This is a genomic window from Kitasatospora sp. NPDC094028, from assembly GCF_049543595.1.
In the GTDB taxonomy this organism is placed as follows: domain Bacteria; phylum Actinomycetota; class Actinomycetes; order Streptomycetales; family Streptomycetaceae; genus Kitasatospora.
Genome location: NZ_JBMVFA010000116.1, coordinates 1 through 1,145 on the forward strand (window position 1 = coordinate 1; position 1,145 = coordinate 1,145).

Sequence of the window (1,145 nt, forward strand, 5' to 3'; positions counted from 1 at the left end):
CTTGACGAGCTTCTCCAGCACCACCGAGCGGGCGGGCATGTTGATGCCGAGCGCGAGGGTCTCGGTCGCGAACACGGCCTTGACCAGGCCGCGCACGAACAGCTCCTCCACGACCTCCTTGAAGGTCGGCAGCATGCCCGCGTGATGGGCGGCGATGCCCCGCTCCAGGCCCTCCAGCCACTCGTAGTACCCGAGGACGTGCAGATCCTCCGAGGCGATGTGCGCGGTGCGCTCCTCGACCAGGGCCCGGACCCGCTCCCGCGCCTCCTCGTCGTTCAGCCGCAGCCCCGCGTACAGGCACTGCTGTACGGCGGCCTCGCAGCCGGCGCGGCTGAAGATGAAGGTGATGGCGGGCAGCAGGCCCTCGGCGTCCAGGCGCTCGATGACCTCGGGCCTGCCCGGCGTCCACGCCCGCGAACGCTGCCTGCGCTCCCGCTCCCGGTCGGCCTCCCGCATGGAGCGCCCCCGGCGGCGGTCCTGGTACGACGGCCGGGTCGCCTCCATCCGCGCGAGGCGCGCCAGGTCGGGGTTGACGGCCTTCTTGTGGCCCTCCCCCTCCTCGAACAGGTCGTACATCCGCCGCCCGGCCAGCACATGCTGGAACAGCGGCACGGGCCGGTGCTCGGAGACGATCACCTCGGTGTCGCCGCGGACGGTGTCCAGCCAGTCGCCGAACTCCTCCGCGTTCGACACGGTCGCCGACAGCGAGACCAGGGTCACGGAGGGCGGCAGGTGGATGATCACCTCCTCCCAGACGGCGCCGCGGAAGCGGTCGGAGAGGTAGTGCACCTCGTCCATGACCACATGGCCGAGGCCCAGCAGGGTCTGGGAGCCCGCGTACAGCATGTTCCGCAGCACCTCGGTCGTCATGACGACGATCGGGGCGTCGGAGTTCACGCTGTTGTCGCCGGTGAGCAGGCCGACCTTGTCCGCGCCGTAGCGGCGGCACAGGTCGGCGTACTTCTGGTTCGACAGCGCCTTGATGGGTGTCGTGTAGAAGCACTTCTTGCCCTGGAGCAGGGCGAGGTGCACGGCGAACTCGCCCACGATCGTCTTGCCCGAACCGGTGGGGGCGGCGACCAGCACGCCCTTGCCGGCTTCGAGTGCCTGGCAGGCCGCGATCTGGAAGGGGTCGAGGCCGAAGT

Annotated in this window: 1 protein-coding gene; it reads right to left on the reverse strand. The window is 70.3% G+C overall.

Features of this window, described 5'->3' with window-relative positions; genetic code table 11:
- Window positions 1–1,145 (reverse strand): DEAD/DEAH box helicase (locus ACPC54_RS42195; protein WP_498973066.1); only part of this gene is annotated, 1,145 nt, incomplete at both ends.